Origin of the sequence: Blastococcus goldschmidtiae (genome assembly GCF_031845325.1) — a bacterium.
GTDB lineage: Bacteria > Actinomycetota > Actinomycetes > Mycobacteriales > Geodermatophilaceae > Blastococcus > Blastococcus goldschmidtiae.
Genome location: NZ_JAVREI010000004.1, coordinates 159,642 through 176,091 on the forward strand (window position 1 = coordinate 159,642; position 16,450 = coordinate 176,091).

Annotated in this window: 21 protein-coding genes; 17 read left to right on the forward strand and 4 right to left on the reverse strand. The window is 71.1% G+C overall.

Features of this window, described 5'->3' with window-relative positions:
* Nucleotides 1-2: 2 nt before the first annotated feature.
* From RM425_RS09010 to RM425_RS09020, 3 genes are read right to left on the reverse strand one after another with little or no spacing between them, the layout of a single operon-like run.
* Nucleotides 3-602: a TlpA family protein disulfide reductase gene (locus tag RM425_RS09010; protein WP_311344857.1), complete on the reverse strand. Its 600-nt coding sequence runs from the start codon at nucleotides 600-602 to the stop codon at nucleotides 3-5.
* A complete protein-coding gene (locus RM425_RS09015; protein WP_311344858.1) occupies nucleotides 595-1,233 on the reverse strand; it encodes a vitamin K epoxide reductase family protein in 639 nt (212 codons plus the stop codon). The genes RM425_RS09010 and RM425_RS09015 overlap by 8 nt, the downstream gene beginning before the upstream one ends.
* Nucleotides 1,226-1,879 carry a DsbA family protein gene (locus RM425_RS09020; RefSeq protein WP_311344859.1) on the reverse strand — a complete coding sequence of 218 codons (654 nt, stop codon included), beginning with the start codon at nucleotides 1,877-1,879 and terminating at the stop codon, nucleotides 1,226-1,228. Before RM425_RS09020 ends, RM425_RS09015 begins: the two co-directional genes overlap by 8 nt.
* A gap of 99 nt (nucleotides 1,880-1,978) precedes the next feature.
* Here RM425_RS09020 and RM425_RS09025 point away from each other — a divergent pair, with 99 nt between their 5' ends.
* The 8 genes from RM425_RS09025 (at nucleotide 1,979) to RM425_RS09060 (ending at nucleotide 8,238) form a co-directional block, all read left to right on the forward strand.
* A complete protein-coding gene (locus tag RM425_RS09025) occupies nucleotides 1,979-2,365 on the forward strand; it encodes an ArsR/SmtB family transcription factor (RefSeq protein ID WP_311344860.1) in 387 nt (128 codons plus the stop codon).
* The gene (locus RM425_RS09030) at nucleotides 2,362-3,069 is read left to right on the forward strand and encodes a cation diffusion facilitator family transporter (RefSeq protein WP_311344861.1); all 708 of its coding nucleotides are present in this window, start codon (nucleotides 2,362-2,364) and stop codon (nucleotides 3,067-3,069) included. Before RM425_RS09025 ends, RM425_RS09030 begins: the two co-directional genes overlap by 4 nt.
* Nucleotides 3,070-3,075: 6 nt before the next feature.
* Nucleotides 3,076-3,678: a copper resistance CopC family protein gene (locus tag RM425_RS09035; RefSeq protein ID WP_311344862.1), complete on the forward strand. Its 603-nt coding sequence runs from the start codon at nucleotides 3,076-3,078 to the stop codon at nucleotides 3,676-3,678.
* Nucleotides 3,671-4,762 (forward strand): copper resistance D family protein, encoded by a 1,092-nt coding sequence (locus RM425_RS09040; protein WP_311344863.1) that lies wholly within the window; start codon nucleotides 3,671-3,673, stop codon nucleotides 4,760-4,762. The genes RM425_RS09035 and RM425_RS09040 overlap by 8 nt, the downstream gene beginning before the upstream one ends.
* A 121-nt stretch (nucleotides 4,763-4,883) precedes the next feature.
* Nucleotides 4,884-5,258: an ArsR/SmtB family transcription factor gene (locus RM425_RS09045; protein WP_311344864.1), complete on the forward strand. Its 375-nt coding sequence runs from the start codon at nucleotides 4,884-4,886 to the stop codon at nucleotides 5,256-5,258.
* The gene (locus tag RM425_RS09050) at nucleotides 5,255-5,872 is read left to right on the forward strand and encodes a methyltransferase family protein (RefSeq protein WP_311344865.1); all 618 of its coding nucleotides are present in this window, start codon (nucleotides 5,255-5,257) and stop codon (nucleotides 5,870-5,872) included. Before RM425_RS09045 ends, RM425_RS09050 begins: the two co-directional genes overlap by 4 nt.
* Entirely contained in the window at nucleotides 5,869-6,807 is a 939-nt protein-coding gene (locus tag RM425_RS09055; RefSeq protein WP_311344866.1) for a cation diffusion facilitator family transporter, read from the forward strand. Before RM425_RS09050 ends, RM425_RS09055 begins: the two co-directional genes overlap by 4 nt.
* A 225-nt stretch (nucleotides 6,808-7,032) precedes the next feature.
* Nucleotides 7,033-8,238, forward strand: a complete 1,206-nt coding sequence (locus tag RM425_RS09060; RefSeq protein ID WP_311344867.1) for a coiled-coil domain-containing protein — start codon at nucleotides 7,033-7,035, stop codon at nucleotides 8,236-8,238.
* 146 nt (nucleotides 8,239-8,384) lie between these two features.
* On the opposite strand, the gene RM425_RS09065 is transcribed toward RM425_RS09060, so the two are convergent.
* Nucleotides 8,385-9,023, reverse strand: coding sequence for a peptidase (locus tag RM425_RS09065; protein ID WP_311344868.1), 639 nt, complete (start codon nucleotides 9,021-9,023; stop codon nucleotides 8,385-8,387).
* A gap of 260 nt (nucleotides 9,024-9,283) precedes the next feature.
* On the opposite strand from RM425_RS09065, the gene RM425_RS09070 reads away from it, so the two are divergent.
* The 9 genes from RM425_RS09070 to RM425_RS09110 all read left to right on the forward strand — a co-directional run bounded on the left by RM425_RS09070 (nucleotide 9,284) and on the right by RM425_RS09110 (nucleotide 16,422).
* Nucleotides 9,284-9,904, forward strand: a complete 621-nt coding sequence (locus tag RM425_RS09070) for a hypothetical protein (protein ID WP_311344869.1) — start codon at nucleotides 9,284-9,286, stop codon at nucleotides 9,902-9,904.
* Between the two features lie 263 nt (nucleotides 9,905-10,167).
* Complete coding sequence (locus RM425_RS09075; RefSeq protein WP_311344870.1) at nucleotides 10,168-10,857, forward strand: hypothetical protein; 690 nt, start codon at nucleotides 10,168-10,170, stop codon at nucleotides 10,855-10,857.
* Nucleotides 10,858-10,997: 140 nt separating this feature from the next.
* Entirely contained in the window at nucleotides 10,998-11,588 is a 591-nt protein-coding gene (locus RM425_RS09080; protein WP_311344871.1) for an SAF domain-containing protein, read from the forward strand.
* Between the two features lie 4 nt (nucleotides 11,589-11,592).
* On the forward strand, nucleotides 11,593-12,375 hold the full coding sequence (locus RM425_RS09085; RefSeq protein WP_311344872.1) for a hypothetical protein: 783 nt from the start codon (nucleotides 11,593-11,595) through the stop codon (nucleotides 12,373-12,375).
* On the forward strand, nucleotides 12,372-13,910 hold the full coding sequence (locus tag RM425_RS09090; RefSeq protein WP_311344873.1) for a CpaF family protein: 1,539 nt from the start codon (nucleotides 12,372-12,374) through the stop codon (nucleotides 13,908-13,910). Before RM425_RS09085 ends, RM425_RS09090 begins: the two co-directional genes overlap by 4 nt.
* Nucleotides 13,907-14,773 (forward strand): type II secretion system F family protein, encoded by an 867-nt coding sequence (locus tag RM425_RS09095; protein WP_311344874.1) that lies wholly within the window; start codon nucleotides 13,907-13,909, stop codon nucleotides 14,771-14,773. Before RM425_RS09090 ends, RM425_RS09095 begins: the two co-directional genes overlap by 4 nt.
* The gene (locus RM425_RS09100) at nucleotides 14,770-15,669 is read left to right on the forward strand and encodes a type II secretion system F family protein (protein ID WP_311344875.1); all 900 of its coding nucleotides are present in this window, start codon (nucleotides 14,770-14,772) and stop codon (nucleotides 15,667-15,669) included. Before RM425_RS09095 ends, RM425_RS09100 begins: the two co-directional genes overlap by 4 nt.
* A gap of 26 nt (nucleotides 15,670-15,695) precedes the next feature.
* Complete coding sequence (locus tag RM425_RS09105; protein WP_311344876.1) at nucleotides 15,696-15,935, forward strand: hypothetical protein; 240 nt, start codon at nucleotides 15,696-15,698, stop codon at nucleotides 15,933-15,935.
* Between the two features lie 16 nt (nucleotides 15,936-15,951).
* Nucleotides 15,952-16,422, forward strand: a complete 471-nt coding sequence (locus RM425_RS09110) for a TadE/TadG family type IV pilus assembly protein (protein WP_311344877.1) — start codon at nucleotides 15,952-15,954, stop codon at nucleotides 16,420-16,422.
* Nucleotides 16,423-16,450: the final 28 nt, after the last annotated feature.

The following is a 16,450-nucleotide window of genomic DNA, read 5'->3' on the forward strand; positions in this document are numbered from 1 at the left end:
GCTCAGCCCTCGTCCAGTAGCTGGTCGAGGGCCGTGCGCAGGTCGTCTTCGGGGACGACGGCCACGTACACCGCGGCTACTTGCCCGTCGCGGTCGAGCAGGATGGTGGTGGGCACGACGTTGGCGGGGAAGCCGCGGAAGGCCAGCGCGACCTCGCCACGTGGGTCGAACATCGAGGGGTAGGTGGCGCCGACGCGATCGACAAAGGCCTGGGCGAGGTTCCGCTGGTCTTTGACGTCGACGCCGAGGAACTGCACGCCGGAGTCGGCGACGTCGGTGTAGACCGCCTGGAACTCGGGTGTCTCCACCCGGCAGGGCGCGCACCAGGATCCCCAGAAGTTGAGCACGGTGATGTCGCCATCCAGCGACTGCGAGTCGAACTCGCTGCCATCGAGCAGCTCACCGCTGAACGCAGGGGCCGACTCACGCGCGTCGGCGGGGATCAGCTGGCCCAGGGGAGTGGCCTCGCTGAAGTCGAACTCCGCAGCATCGGTGGCGGTGCTGGCGTTGGTCCCCGAGCTACCGGAGCAGCCCAGGAGCAGGAGGGCGGCAGCGACGATGGCCGCCGCCAACAGGCCGCGGCGGGTCGGGGTGTCAGCCAACGAGGGTGCTCCAGTACAGCCAGAACCGCTGAGTGATGGCGGCGACGATGAGAAGGAACCACGCCGTGAGCAGGACGCTGTGCCGGGTGCGCACAAGCGCGATCGCGGCGTTGACCCCTGCGGGTAGCCGGGGCGCCCACGCGGTGAGGTTGCGCAGGGTGACGGCGGTGAACAGCGGGATGGTGACCGCCCAGACGACCATGCAGTAGGGGCACAGCGCCTCGATGCGGTACAGGCTGGCGAACATCAGCCAGTGCACGAAGGCGACGCCGGCGGTGACGCCGGCCTGGAGCGAGGCCCAGAACCACTCGGCCAGCCGGCCGCCCGCCAGCAGCACCGCGCCGGTGGTGGCCACGACGGGGAATCCGGCGACCCCGAGCAGTGGGTTGGGAAAGCCGAAGGCCTCCGCCTGCGGGCTGGCCATGATCGAGCCGCAGCTAAGGATCGGGTTGAGGCTGCAGGTCGGCACGTAGGACGGGTCGGCCAGCAGCGCGTACTTTTCCACCGCCAGCACGAGTGCTGCGACGAAGCCGAGCAGCCCGCCGACGAGCAGCCACACCGCCAGCCCGCGGCCTCCCCCGCCACGTGCCTCGGTGGCCACCGGCCGGTCGGCGACTGCGGTGTCACTCATCGAGGGCGGCCTCGATGCGCTCGATGAACTCGTCGGTGGTGGTGGCCTCGAGCTTCTCGCCGTTGAGGAAGAACGTCGGCGTTCCCTCCACGCCGAGCGCCAGGCCGTCGTCCCGGTCGGACAGCACCCGCTCGAGGGTGGCCGGGTCGGCCACGTCCTCGTCGTAGGAGGCCAGGTCCAAGCCGAGGTCGGCGGCGAAGCCGCGGAACACGGCGGCTTGGGACTCCTCCCGGTGGCTCCACTGCTCCTGGGTCTCGTACATGCGCTGGTACATCGCTTCGAACTCGCCCTGCTGGGCGGCGGCTTCGACGGCGACGGCGGCGTTCTCGGCGTTGGGGTGGCCGGGCATCGGCATGTACCGGGCGACGAACGTCACCTGGCCGGCGTAGTCCTCGCGCAGCTGCTCGACGAATGGGTACACCGAGGCGCACGACTCGCACTCGAAGTCGAGGAACTCGACCAGCGTCACGTCGCCGGCGCCCGGTTCACCGAGGCGGTGGCTGTCCTCGCGCACAACCTGCGCGCCGCCGGCCGCCCCGCCGTCGGCGCTCGAGCCGGAATCGGACTGCCCCAGAATGAGGATCGCGGCCACAACGGCGGCGAACGCGGCGACCAGTGCGGCCGACACCTTGAGGTTGGTGGACACAGGGGCTCCCGCTCTTGCCTTCGACGCCAACGTGATACCAACATAACAACGTCCGTTGAGGCGTTGGCCCGAAGGTCGGGTCGAGAACGAAGGGGACCGATGAGCAGCGACACCTGCGATCTGCTGTGCCTGGATCTGCCGCATGCCGAGGCCGTCCGCGCCCAGCTGAGCGGCGAGGAGCAGGTCCGCGCGCGTGCCAACCAGGCGAAGGCCCTGGGTGACCCGACCCGGCTGCGGATCGCATCGGCGCTCTCCCTCGGGGAGGAGCTGTGCGTGTGTGACCTGGCTTGGATCACCGAGTTATCGCAGAACCTTGTCTCTCACCACGTGCGCATCCTGCGGACGGCGGACCTTGCCACGTCCCGGCGCAACGGCAAGCTGGTCATGTACAGCCTCACCGAGGCCGGCGCGCGGCTGCTGGCCGCCGTGGCGGGCCCCGCCCAGCCGCTGAACGCCGGCCCCGCGACGGCTGAGGCGCTGTCGTGACCGCCCTGCATCCGGCTCAGCTCACCGTCGACCGTCGCGCTCTCCTGGCGCGACGCATCCGGCTATTCGTGGCCTTGACCATCACCTGGAACTTCATCGAGGCCGCGGTCGCGCTCACCGCTGGTGCCCGGGCATCGTCGTCGGCGCTGATCGGGTTCGGCCTGGACTCGGTCATCGAGGTGTCCTCGGCGCTGGCCGTCGCCTGGCAGTTCGCCGGCCGCGACCCCGAGGCGCGGGAGAAGGTGGCGCTGAAGGTCATCGGCGCCTCGTTTTTCGCGCTGGCGGCGTTCGTGACCGTCGACGCGCTCCGCTCCCTGCTTGGCTCCGGGGAGGCTGAGCACTCCAGCGTCGGGCTGGTGCTGGCGGCGCTGAGCCTGGCGGTCATGCCGTTCCTGTCCTACGCCCAGCGCCGCGCCGGCCGCGAACTCGGCTCGGCCTCGGCGGTGGCGGACTCCAAGCAGACGCTGATCTGCACCTACCTCTCCGCCGTCCTCTTGGTGGGGCTCGCTCTCAACAGTCTGTTCGGCTGGTCGTGGGCCGACCCGATCGCAGCCCTGGTCATCGCGGGACTGGCGCTCAAGGAAGGGCGGGAGGCCTGGCGCGGCGAGAACTGCTGCTCGCCGGCCGAGGCGCTGCGCCCCGGCGCCCTGGAATCCACCGACGACGCCTGTGGCTGCAAGCCCGGCTGCGACTGCTGCAACTGAGGACCCATGAAGACATCCGTGCGACGCATCCTCATCGTCGCCGCGGCGACGGCCCTGGCCTCGCTCCTGCTCGTCCTCAGCGGTGGTACGGCACTGGCGCACACCGGGCTGCAGTCCTCGACGCCGGCGGACGGGGAGACGCTGACCGCCGCTCCGGACGCGGTCACCCTCACGTTCTCCTCGGCGGTCGCCTCGGAGTTCGCCCAGATCGCTGTCACCGGCCCGGACGGGGAGTCGGTCACCTCCGGGGAGTTCACCATCGACGGTGCAATGGTGACCCAGCCGGTCAGCACCAGCGGTGAAGGCGCCTACGTCGTGGCCTACCGCGTCGTCTCCGACGACGGTCACCCGGTGTCCGGCCAGCTCACCTTCACCCTCACCGGCACCGGCGATGCGGCGACGGAGTCGGCGCCGGCTGAGCCGACCCTGGTGAACACGCCCGCACCCACTCCGGACACGGAGACGGCGGTGTCCCCGGCCGCCGACAGTGACACGGCCAGCGACGCGGGCAGCAGCTGGGGCCTGTGGGTGTTCCTTTCCTCGGTGGCAGTGGTGCTCGTCGCCGGGACGTGGCTGGCGTTGCGCCGGCGTAGCGCCACCGGTGGCTGAATCCCGGGTCGACAGCGCGCCGGCACCGGCGAGGGCCCGCCGCGGTCTCCTCGTGCTCGCCTCGGCGCTGGCGGCCATCGCGGTCTGCGCGCTCACGCTCTGGACCGGCGGTGCCGCCGACGTCGTCTCGGTGCCCGGCATCCCGGCCCCGCCGCCGGTCGTTGCCTGGCTGGTGCCCGCTCTGCGTCTGGTCACTGATGCTTCGGCGGTGCTGACCGTGGGCTGCCTGTTCGGCGCCGTGGTCCTCGTGCCCGGTGACACGGTGCTCAGTACGGCGGGCTACCGGTGGGTGCGCCTGGCCGGCTGGGGTGCAGTCGTGTGGGCGCTGGCCTCGCTGGCTTCGCTGCCGGTTCTGCTGGCCGATTTCCTCGGCACGGGGTTCTCAGCGATCTCGCTGCGCGGCGTCTGGAGCTTCGTCGAAAGCGTCGAGCAGGGCCGCAACCTGGTCGTGGTCGCCGCCCTCGCCGCGGTCGTGGCTGCCTTCGCCCGAACCGTCCTGCACCCGGCCGGGGCGCGGGTGCTGCTCTTCCTCGCCATGGCCGCGACCATTCCGCCGGCCTTCACCTCGCACGCCGCCGACGAAGCCGACCACGACCTCGCCGTCACCGCCGTCATCATGCACGTGCTCGGTCTCGTGCTGTGGGCCGGTGGCCTGCTGGCACTGATGCTCGCGGCCCGGCTCACCGGCCCGTCGCGCGTCACCGCAGTCGAACGGTTCAGCCGCCTCGCCCTACCGCTGGCCGTGGTCGTCGCAGGCAGCGGCGTCGTCACCGCCTACACGCGCTTCTCCAGCCCCGAACAGCTGCTCGACACCGGCTACGGGGCCGTGCTGCTGGCGAAGGTGGCGGCGTTCGTGGGTCTGCTGGCGCTGGCCGCCTGGCACCGCCGTCGGACACTTCCGGCACTGCGCGCGGAACGGCCGGCCGCTTTTCTTCGGCTGGCCGGCGCTGAGGTGATCCTCTTCGCCGCCACCATCGGACTGGCCGTGGGGCTGGCTCGCACTCCCACGCCGCCGCCCATCCCAGACGCTGACGCAACGGCAGCGGAGCACGTGCTGACTCTCTCCAGCAGCACGGCGACCTAGTAGTTGCAGGCTCGGGGGCGGCATCGCGTGAGCGGGTCACTGGGGCAGCAGCGAGTGTTGATCTCCTAGTCTGCGGCACTATCATCGTTGTGAGCCGATGAATGGAGCCAAGAGAGTGCCCATGACGACGAACACGAAGACGACGGTGCCGACGGTCGATGAGGCTGCTGCACTCTCGACGGCCGCTTGCCTGTTCCGCAGCCTGGGTGACCCGATGCGACTGGCGATCGTGCGCCACCTGATGCTGGGCCCGCACCGGGTCGTGGACCTCACTCGACATTTGGACGGTCCGGCGCAGAGCTCGGTGTCCGCAGCACTGGCCTGCTTGCGTGACTGCGGCCTCGCCGAGAGCCGGCCGCAGGGCCGGGCGTCGCTGTGGTCGCTGAGCGCCAAGCCGGAACTGCTCGAGCTGCTCGCCGCGGCGGAGACGCTGCTGGCCGCGACCGGCGACCAGGTCGCGCTCTGTCCGGTGTACGGAACGGGGGCCGCGTCGTGACCGTCGCCGCGCTGGTCCTCTACGTCGTCGCCCTCGTCGTGCTGTTCGGTGTGCGGTCCTGGATCCAGCTGCGCCGCACCGGGTCGACCGGGTTCGTCGGAATCTCCGGCACTCCGAACGACGCGGGCTGGTGGGGTGGGGTCCTATTCGCCGTCGCGATGGTGCTGGGCCTGGCCGGCCCGCTGCTGGCCGTCGCCGACGTCGTGACCGCCGACCCGCCGCGTGGGGTGCAGGTGGCCGGCCTGCTGCTGGCGCTGGCCGGGTTCGCCGCGACGCTGGCCGCACAGACCGGTATGGGCGCCTCGTGGCGGATCGGCGTCGACCCGGGCGAGCGCACCGACCTGGTCACCGGTGGCGTGTTCGCGCACGTCCGGAACCCGATCTTCACCGCTATGGTCGCAGCCCAGGCCGGGGTGGTGCTCATGGTGCCCACCTGGATCAGCGTGCTTGCGCTGGTCATGCTGGTGGCTGCCGTCCAGCTCCAAGTGCGGGCCGTCGAAGAGCCCTATCTCCGCTCGGTGCACGGCGGGGCGTACGCCGGCTACGCCGCGCGGGCCGGCCGGTTCCTGCCCGGCATCGGCCGGTTGCCAGTTACCCAGGGAGCGCAGCAATGAGCGGTGGCCACGACCACACGCACGGCCACGGCGGCGCGGCGGGAAATCGTCGGCGGCTGGCGATCGTGCTGGCACTGACCGCCTCGGTTCTGGTCGTCCAGGTGGTCGGCGCGCTGCTCTCGGGATCGTTGGCGTTACTTGCCGACGCCGCGCACGCCGGCACCGATGCCGCCGGCCTGGTGATCGCGCTGGTCGCGGCCACACTGGCGCTGCGCCCGCCGACGGTCCAGCGCACCTGGGGTTACCGGCGCGCCGAGGTGCTCGGCGCCACCCTGCAGGCGGCGGTGTTGCTGGCTGTGGGCGTGTTGGTTGCCGTCGAGGCGGTCGGTCGGCTGCTCGGGCCCGGGACGGCGGAGGTGGCGGCCACTCCGGTGCTGGTGTTCGGCGGCATCGGCCTGGCCGCCAACGCACTGGGCATGTGGGTGCTCACCCGCGGCGGTGCACGCAACGGGAACCTGAACATGCGGGCGGCGCTGCTGGAGGTGATCAACGACGCGCTCGGGTCGGTCGCGGTGCTGGTCGCCGCCGCGGTCATCGCGGTCACCGGCTGGCAGGAAGCGGACTCGGTCGCCTCGCTGCTGATCGCAGTCATGATCGTGCCGCGCACCATCGGGCTGCTGCGGCGAACGGTGTCGGTGCTCCTGGAAAGCACTCCGCCGGGCCTGGACCTCGAGGCAGTCCGCGCGCATCTGGAAGAGCTGCCCGGAGTCGTGGCGGTCCACGACCTGCACGCCTCTCAGATCAGCGACGACCTGCCGGTCCTGACGGCGCACGTGGTCGTCGAGGACGCCTGCTTCGTAGACGCACGGGCACCGCAGCTGCTCGATCAGATGCAGGACTGCCTCGCCGAGCACTTCCCGATCAGCGTGGCGCACTCGACGTTCCAGCTCGAAGCCCGCACGCACGCCGATCACGAACTCGCCGCGCACCGCTGACCGACGTTCACGGGACGGCAGAGGCCGGAGGACGGACGAACCCCGTGACCGCGCATCCGTTGGCCGCCGGCGGGCCACGCCGGCCCATCACGGCCCCTGCTGACCGTCGCCCACGCGGCACAGGCGCGGAAGACGCCTTACATCCGGGGATGTGGAAACAGGCAATCTGTCCACAGACCGCCGGAGAAGCGTTCCGTCGTCATTACGTCGGTGCAGCTTTACGTTATGAGCGACGCAACCGAGGCCGTACAGCGAATCTGCCGTTTCCCGAGCTGCCGTCGTCCGGCGGCGGACTCGCAATCCGGAGCAGGCCGCCCGCCGGAGTATTGCGACGACAGCGCGCACAATCGGACCGCCGCCTGGCACGCCCGTCGCCGGCTGCGCACGGAGCAGGCCGGGCACGCGGCCGGGATCGAGCAGCGGCCGATCGATGCCGCGCGACAGCGGGCTAGTGAGTTGCACGGCCAGGTCGCCGGCATGATCGAGCACTTGGACCAGCAGCTGCAGGGGTTGCTCGAGGAGCTGCGGACGGTGGCCGATCCGGAGGCTGCCGAGCTCCAGATCGAAGCTGTGACGAGTGAGGCAGCCGAGCAGGTGGCGACCGCCGCTTCTCGCGCCACCCGGGCCGAGCAAGCGCAACGGCGCGCCGACGCCGAGCGTGAGGAGGCCGACGCCGCTGCTGAGGACGCCTCTGCCATGAGCGAGCAGCTCCGTACCGGACTCGAAGAGGCACGCCAGCAGCTAACGGATGTCGAGAGCGAGCGAGACAGGCTGAACGTCGAGCTGGCCGACGCCCTCGCGGCCATAGATGCAGAGCGCAAGCAGTCCGCCGCGAAGTCGGCCGATCTGGCCGAGAAGCTGACCGCCGTCGAAGCGCGGCTGGTCGAGGCACACGGAGACCGCGACGCTGCAATCCGCCGAGCGGAGGCCGCGATCGGCGCGCAGTCCGAGGCGGAGGAGCGATCCCGCAACGCTGTCGAACGGGTCGACGCCGAGTCGGCGCGCGCCGCCCGTGCCGAGGATGCGGTCGAGTCGGTACGTCGGGGCCTGGCGCAGGCTGGCCAGCAAGTCGCAGAGCTTCGTGACGAGGTCAGCGACCTGCGCGGGAAGCTGGCGGCTATGACCGCCCAGCGGGACGCTGCCGTGCACGACGCCGAGCGCGAGAAGACCCATGGCCACCAGCGAGTCGAGGACCTGCGTGCCCGTCACGACGAGGAGAACCGACGACTGCGCGAGGAACTCGCCGAGTTGCGCGGCGAGCTCAACACGGCGCGCGATGAAGCCCGCGTGCAGCGCAGCAGAGCCGACCGAGCCGAAGCCAGACTCGACAACGCCGTGACTACCAGAACGCGGCGCCCCCCGTCACCCGCGGGACGCGTACGGCGCCGAGGCGAGAGCACGGCCACAGGAACCGGAGAGACCCGCGACTGACACCGGAGCAGCGTGGCCAGGCTCGGTCCTTTGCCGCTGCGCCCTGTGGAATCCGCGATGGGATCGCCCTGTGGGGATCGGCGCCCTGCCGCCGTGCCATAGACGTTGAGGGAACCCGCTGCCCCGGTCCCGGATGGACGTCACCGTCAGAGGGTGGCCGCGAGCAGGAAGCCCACCGTGAGGGCAGGGCCGTAGGGAAAGGTGCTCTGGCGGTCCCCGCCACGCATCAACGTGATCACGGCTTGCGTCAAGGTGATCACGGTGAACGCGACGAGCGCCAACAACAAGCCGTGATGCGTGGCGTGTCCAAGGCCCAGCCCACCGAGGGTCGCCAGCCGGACGTCACCGAATCCCGCTCCCGCGAACCGCCAGCACAACAGCAGGACCGCACCCGCCACCGCAGCAGCGGCGCCGCTGAGCAGCAGGCCGCGCCAGTCACCGTGGACAGCGAGACCGACGGTCAGCAGCACGCCGGTGCCGACGGCGGACTGCCGGACGAGTGGTGTCGGGACGCGTTGGGTGACCGCATCGCAGGCGGCCCCGGCGACCAAGGCGCATCCCCAGACCAGCAGGGCAGGCGCCAGCCACCACGTCCCCGCACGGTGGGACGTCACGATCGCTGCGGCTCCCGCCCCGCCGCCGGCGGCGGCGCTGGCCAGCAACAGGCCCGGCTGGACAGCGTCGACCCGTGACAGCTGCGCGAGCCCGCAAGTAGTAAGCCAGGGCGTAGCGGCGGCGCCGACCATCGCTGCCGCCACCGAGGCGACCCCCCACGTGCCGTTCATCCGCTGCCGGCCACCCCCGACTTCCACAGAGATTCGTCCTGATCTTCGCCACGCCAGCCCTGTGGATATCTGCGCCATCCCAGCTTGCGGTGCGGGAGCGTGTCATGACCGCGAGATACACCCAGTCGGGGAGGACGAGTGACGGACTCAGGAATGGACTGTCACCCGAAAGGGTGGGAAGGCGACGAGGGTCACACGTCCGTTCAGTACAGAGGGCAACCTCGAACGACGGACGGTGACGTGCTGGGAGGTGATCAGGCGTGACGGTGATACGGACGGCGGTGGCGGGGGCAGCCTCGGTGCTCCTGGCGCTGACGGCCTCGGGTTGTTCGTCGTCGTCAGACCCCGGCTCGTCGAGTGCGTCGACGTCCGGGACGTCGAGCTCCCAGACGTCGAGCCCCTCGCCGACCACTCCGAGCCCCGCCGAGGAAGCAGAGACACTGGCGGTCGCGCTCGTTCCGGACTACCTGGGGACGATCGACGACCTGTACCTCGACCCGTCGCTCCCGCTCGACGGCATACACCAGGTCGCGGTGGCTCCGGAAGCCACGGCCCAGGCCACGGCGATCGGCAAATTCCGCTCCCAGGGATACCGCCAGACCGGACGGTCGCAGCTGGTGAGCGCGTCTGCCGTCAGCGTCGACCTCTCCAACAATCCCGCCGCTTCGCCGTCAACTGTCTTCCCGACCGTCGTCGTCACCGCCTGCGTCGACGTGAGCCAGGTCGACGCGGTCGACGCCACCGGGCAGTCGATCGTGCCTCCTGACCGTCCGCGGTACCTCGTCCAGCAACTCACCGTGGTGAACCCGGACTATCCGGACACGTCGTCGTGGCGGGTCAGCGAGGCGCCGAACAGACAGGCGGAGTCATGCGACGGGTAGTCCTCGCCCTGGCGGGAGCGCTGCTGTGCGTGTGCGCTTCGCTGGTCCTTTCGCCAACTGCTGTCGCTGATCCGGCGACCTGCCAGCAGTACGACTCGCACGGCATCTGTGTAGTCGGAGTCGAGACGGCCGAGGATGCCCCTGGGACGGCGGCCCCACCGGCCGCGACGACTCCCGACGGGGATGGCGGCACGCCTGCGGCGGCCTGCACTGTCAGCCCCTCCGGCACCGTCATTCCGTGCCAGGAGGGCCAGGCGTGGTGGGTGCAGGACATGCAGTGCTACGTGGAGGCGATGGCCCAACAGCCTCCCAAGGACTCGCCGATCTGGGGCGGTCGCACGGACGGCGCCATCTACAGCTGCCTTTCCTACACCGGCGGTGGAGCGTTCCCCGGTACCAACGGCTTCAGCTTCTGGTCGGCGAACCCGCCGGGGGTTCCGGCCGCGATCGATCCAGCGCAGCTCGCGCAACAGGCGCTCAGCACAATGACGGTGCCATCACCGACGACGGGCCGGTACCCAGCCGGCACTCTGCAGGACGGGCAGCCGTTTACGGTCGTCAACGCCTACACCTGGTTCTGGACCGACCCGGGATCGTTCCGAGCACTGACCGCGCGTGCCGACGTCGGAGGCGTGTGGGCACAGGTGACGGTGACACCGACGGCGCTGTCGTTCGAGCCGGGCGATGGGGCTGTCACGGTGTCGTGCCCGGGTCCTGGTGTGGCCTGGCAGCCGGGCGACGGGGTGTGGGCCGCGTCGCCGGCGGGCTGCGACTACCGGTACCCGCAGTCATCGATCCACCAGCCCGATGGGCGGGTGACGGCGACGTACGGCATCCAGTGGTCGGTCACCTGGACGTCGTCGACGGGCGCCACCGGCACGCTGCCGGATCTGACGACGACCTCGAACGCGACGTTCGCGGTGGCGGAGGTGCAGTCGGTGGTGATCAGATGACGACGCAGCTTGACGGGATGGCGTCGCCGACGGCCGGGCGCTATCCAGCTCCGGCGCCAGAGGCGCCGCCGCCGCCGGCTTCTCCGGTGCGTGCCGCAGCGGCGAGGCGACGTGCCAGCCGCAAGTCGCTGGTCCTAAGCGTGCTGATCGTCCTGCTGGGGGGCCTGCTGGCCTTCACCGCCGGCCAGATGCTGACCACGCGCACGGAGGTGCTGGCGGTCGCCCGCGACGTGCAAGTGGGCTCGACGATCACCGCGGAGGACCTGACGGTCGCGAACGTGACGTCGGATCCCAACCTGTCACCGATCCCTGCCTCGCAGCAGTCCCAGATCGTCGGGATGGTCGCCCAGGTGCCACTGACCCGGGGAGAGCTGCTGACCGGCGCCCAGGTCGGCCCGGACAGCGGGTTCACGGCGGGGGAGATGCTGGTCGCCCTGCCATTGAAGGAGGGACAGTTCCCGGCCCGCGGGCTGAACCCAGGTCAGCAGGTGCTGATCGTGCCGACGCCCGGCAACACCGGCTCGACCAGTGGCAGCGGTACCCCGTCTGCCGACACAGACGGTGCCCGCGATCAGCAGATCGACGCGACGGTCGCCGAGGTGGGGGCGCTCAACCAGGCCACACAGGTGACGGTGATCGACGTGCAGGTCAGCGCCGACGACGGCGTGCGGGTGGCCGAGCTGGCCTCGACCGGCAACCTGGCGTTGATCCTGCTGCCGGCGGGGCGATGACCTGATGCTCACCATCGTGACCTCGGGGAAGGCCGCGCCCGGGGTGACCACCTCGACGTGGGCGTTGGCCCTCACGTGGCCCGGGCCATTGCTGGTCGCCGACTGTGACCCGGCCGGCGGGGACATGGCGCCGGGGCTGCTGGCCGGCCGGGTCGGCGCCGACCGGGGACTCCTGTCATGGTCGACGGCGGCCCGGCGGGGTGTCCCGGCGGTGCAGGCCGCCACGATGGTCGCCCAGCATGCGGTGCAGCTTCCCGAGCAGCCGCAGTTGTGGCTGGTTCCAGGAGTGACGTCCGCCGCGCAGGGCACCTCGTTCACCGCCGAGGCATGGGACCGGCTGGCGTCGGCCCTGCACACGTCGAGGGCGTCGATCGGGCGGGATACCTTGGTCGACGCCGGACGACTGGTGACCGAGCGCGGCTGTTGGCCGGTGCTGCGGGCCGCCGACCGGGTGCTGCTGGCGGTGCGGCCCAGCGTGCGGTCGGTGCATGCGGCGCAGGATGCGACGCAACGACTGCGCCTCGAACTCGGTGACCTCGCGAAGGTCAGCGCACTCGTGGTCGGGGACGGGCCGTACTCCGCCGGCGAAGTGGCCAAGGCGTTGGACCTACCGCTGGCCGGGATGTTGCCCTATGACCGGACCGCAGCGCAGGCGCTCTCCGACGGCGCGACGGTCAACCCGAAGACGCTGCAACGGTCCGCACTGCTGCGCGCGGCGTCGTCTCTGGCCAAGACGCTGACCAGTCCGACGGAGGCGTCCCGTGCCGCCGAGATGGTGGCCGGATGAGGAACGAGGACACCGCTTCGCCGCGGCTGGAAGTGCCTGCCGCCCCCAATCTGCCGCGGCACGCCCGCGAGCGTCCGCCGCTGCCGCCGCCAGAGCCGCTGGCCGCGGTGGCCGCGGTGGCCGCGCCGGTCGACGCCACACCAGCCGACACCAAGGAGCTCACCAGCACCGAGTACCGCGTCGTGGTGGAGTTGCGTGACCGGGTGTCGACCCGGTTGACGGTGGAGGACAGGAACTACGCCCCGGGCCCGCGGCGCGAGCTGACCCGGAAGTTGATCCGCGACGAGTACAACCAGTGGCTGTTGCACGAGGCAAATCGCGGCCGTCCGGCGCCGGAAGTGACCACCGAGGACAGGATTTTCGCGGCCGTGCTGGCCGAGCTGGACGGGCTGGGCCGACTGGCTCCCCTGATGGCCCGGGACGACGTGGAGGACATCCACTTCGAGGGCTGTGAGCCGACGATGCTGCGGATGGCCAGCGGCCAACTCGTGCCCGGGCCGGCGATCGCCTCCAGCGACGAGGAGCTCGAGCAGCTGCTGCGGTCGATCGGTTCACGGTCGGACGACGGTCAGACCAGCCGCGAGTTCTCCTCAGCCAGCCCCACCCTGAACGTGCGGCTGAAGGGCGTGACCGAGCTCGGCGCGCGGCTGCAGGCGGCTATGGACGTGCTGCCGCGCCCGGCCGGGGTGATCCGGGTGCACCGGTTCAGTGATCCGAGCCTCGACGACCTGCACGAGATGAACATGGTCGACTCACCGGTGCGAGCCTTCCTGCATGCGGCGATCCTCGCCGGTGCATCTCCGCTGGTCAGCGGCGCGCCGGGGGTCGGCAAGACAACGCTGCTACGCGCACTGGGCAACGCCATCCCGTGGAACAACGTGGTCATCACCGTGGAGGACGAGCGGGAGCTGGGTCTGCACCTGCCTCGGTGGGATCCCGAGCGCCGGCAGCTGGTCCGGCGGCATGCGGTGTGCCGACCGTTCGAGTCCCGGCTACCCAACGCCGAAGGCAGAGGCGGGTTCGACATGGGGGATGCGCTGCACCTGGCGCTGCGCGCGTCCCCGACCTGGGTGCTCGTGGGGGAGGTCCGCGGTGCCTACGTCACCTATCTGCTGGAGGCGGCGACCAGCGGCATCTCGTCGGTCATGTGCACGATCCACTCACCGTCGGCCGACGGCGTGTTCGACAAGGTGCTGATCAACGCGCTGAAGGCGCATCCGGCCCCGTCCCCGGAGCTGGTGCTGCGCTCGCTGGCCGCCCTGAACCTGGTCGTGCACGTGCATCGCGACCGTGACTACGCCCGGTACGTCGCGGGCATCTACGAACTCGGCCCGATCGGCGACTCCGGTCGGCCGGACCTCAAGCCGATCTTCGCGCCGCGCGCCGAGGACGGGCGCGCCCAGGCCACGGGGCCGGGGATGCTCAGCGAGTCGCTGGCCGAGCGGCTGACCGCGGTCGGCTTCGATCTGAACTGGCTGCACCCGGGCGCCTCGGATTGGCACACCGGTCCTCACCGCCGCGAGCGTGCGTCGTGACCGCCGGTGGCCTGCTCCTGACCCTGGCCGGGTTACTGCTCGCGGCCGGCCTGGTCGGCGTCGTCGGGGCGCTGCGCGGCGTCCCCTTCCTGCCGGAGCGCTCGCCGTCGGTGCGCGCGTCCTCGCGGCGGGGGGCCACTCCGCTGTTCCTCGGTGCGCTGGCCGCAGGCGTGCTCGTCCTGCTGGTCACCGGCTGGCCGGCCGCGGCGCTGGGCGCTGCCGGCGGTGTCGTGTTCATTCCGAAGGTGCTCGGCGGCGGCAAGGAAGCCAAGCGGCTGATCGCCACGTCCGAGGCGTTGGCGGACTGGACGCGGCGGCTGGCCGACCTCATCAGCTCCGGCGCCGCCGGGTCGACGCGCGATGCGCTGCGTCGCTCCCTGAACTCGGTGCCGGAGCCGATCGCACCGGCGGTCACCAACCTGGTGACCAGGATGGGGCCGCAGGGCACCGAGACGGCGCTGCGCCAGTTCGCCCGCGAGATCGACGACCCGGCCGCCGAGAAGATCGCCATGGTGCTCATCCTGCGGGAGCGCAACGGCGGGCCGGGGCTCGCCGAAGTGCTCACCGCGCTGGCCGCCGACCTCGACGACCGCTCTCGCATGGTCCGTGAGGTGGAGGCCGAGCGCGCCAAGCCGCGGTCGAACATGCGCACCATCGTCGTGGTGACCCTGGTGCTGGTGGTCGGGATGACGCTGTTTGCCCGGAGCTTCCTGTCGGGCTACTCGACGCCGTTCGGGCAGATCGCCCTGCTGGCAGTGGTGGCGATCTTCGCGACGTCGCTGCGGTGGATGCGCCGGTTGTCCGACCCGGTCAAGCCCCCGCGGGTCCTCTTCGATCCGGACCCGGCTCCGGTGCACCGGTGACCGGGCTGCAGACGGCCACCCTCGCCGGGATGCTCATCGTGGGCGGCCTCGTCCTCGCGGTCCGTGCACTGCGTCCGGTGCCGCCGTCACTGGTGGCCGCACTGGAGCAGTTGGCGGCCGAGCCGACCGTGCGAACGGCGCCGGCGGTGACGACGTCCACCCGAGACCGGTGGGACTGGCTGCCGGTGCCGGTGGCGCGGGCGTTGGACGGGCATCTGGGCGTCTCGGACGCCGACTTGGCGATCATTGGCTGGACCCGCGCTCAGCTCGCGGCCCGCAAGCTGACCCTGGCGCTCGCCGGCTTGCTCGCTCCGTCGCTGTTCGGCCTGGTGTTCGTGCTGCTCGACGTTCCGGTGCCTTTCGTCCTGCCCGTCGCGGTCGGGCTGGGGATCGCCGTCGTCGGGTGGTTTCTGCCCTCGGCCGAGGTACGCGAGGCGGCGGAGAAGGCGCGGGTGGAGTTCCGGAGCAATCTCGAGTCCTTCCTCACCCTGGTGGCCGGTGAACGTCGCGCGCGGGGCTCGGTGGAGCAGGCACTGGAAGAGGCCGCCGAGATCTCGGGCAGCATGCCGTTCGTCCGCATGCGCCGCGCCATCCGCCGCGCAGCGCTGTCCGGCCGCAAACCCTGGGGCGAGCTGCGCGACCTCGGTGAGGAGCTACAGGTCGCCGAGCTGCGCAACCTCGCCGACATCGCGGCAGTGGCCGCCGACGGTGCCTCGGTCTACAACACTCTGCTGGCCAGCGCCCGCACGCTTCGGCACGCCGAGCTGTCCGACGCCCGTACCGAGGCCAACCAGGTCAGCGAGCGGATGTCCCGCCCGCTGGCCCTGCTGGTCACCGGACTGACCCTGTTCGTGCTCGTCCCCTTCATGCTCCGCATGTTCGGGATCTCGTCCTGACCGCACCGTCTACCCGGAGGTTTCCCATGTTCCAGCTCACCATCCGGCGCCGGGGCGCCCAGGCCGTCGTGGCGCAGTGCGTCACGGCCCTGTCCGTCATGGCGCTGTCAGTCCTGGCCTGGCTGCGCGCCGATCACGTCGCCGACGACCGAGGCTCGGACTCCTCGGAAAAGGCGTTCATGGTCATCCTGGCCATCGCGCTGGGCGGCGCGGTCAGCGCAGCGGCCATCGCGTTCGTGGCCAGCAAGACGTCGCTGTTCCAGTAGAACCGGCAGCGGTTCCATGCTCGAGGCTCGTACTCCGAACCGTGCGGCATCCTCGCCGCACGGTCCAGTCGCGCGCCCGGGCTCCCGCCGACACCGCGGCCGCGGCAGCGAGCGGGGCTCATCCAGCGTCGAGTTCGCGATCCTGTTTCCCATCATCGTCGCGCTGCTGTTGGCCGGCCCGCAGCTCGCGCTGTGGTACTTCGCCCGGGAAGCAGCCGACGCCGCGGCGCACGTCGGAGCACGCGCCGCCAGCGTCCACGGGGCGGCCGGGGGAGCGGGGCAGGCGGCAGCGGACACGTACCTGGCCAGGCTTGGTTCCGGCGCGATCACCCGGTACTCGGTGACCGAGTCCGGCACCGCCACCACGGTCTCGGTGCACGTCACCGCCAGCGTGCCGAACGTGATCCCGCTGCCCGGCTTCGCCCCGACCGTCGAGGTGACGGTGGTGCGCGGCAAGGAACGCTTCACCACCCCGGACTCGCCATGAATCGGAACCTGCGGCCGGCTACGAACGG